At 56.0% G+C, this 357-nt stretch carries 1 protein-coding gene; it reads right to left on the minus strand.

Annotated features, from left to right (window positions below; translation table 11 throughout):
- The coding region (locus tag EZM41_RS11105) for a tripartite tricarboxylate transporter permease (RefSeq protein WP_232619331.1) at positions 1-357 on the minus strand (357 nt) is incomplete at both ends.

A 357-nucleotide genomic window follows, 5' to 3' on the forward strand; every position in this document is an offset into this window, starting at 1 on the left:
GGCTAAAGGGTAACCGTCCAGAGTCGTCGCGGCAGCCGACGGGGTGCCGGGGATATTTACAAGTATTGCCGACTGGCTTCCTCCGTAGATCGCTCCGCAATCCACGGATATCAAGATGGGAATAGCCACCCGAGGATCAACACCGTTTGTGAGGCCGCTCAAAAGGGCTTTGGTCATCGTGGCCGTAAGCCCCGGCAGAGCCCCCACAACTATGCCCAGAAAGGTGGCCCAAGCCATGGTGAACAGCATGAAAGGTTGTGTGATCAGCCTCTCGACGAGACGGCGCAGTTCTTTAGCTCTGGTCACCGTAGTGACGATGCGCTCTTCCATCACGAGACTTATGGCAAGATTTCTCAT

Origin of the sequence: Acetomicrobium sp. S15 = DSM 107314, from assembly GCF_016125955.1 — a bacterium.
Taxonomy (GTDB): Bacteria; Synergistota; Synergistia; order Synergistales; family Thermosynergistaceae; genus Thermosynergistes; species Thermosynergistes pyruvativorans.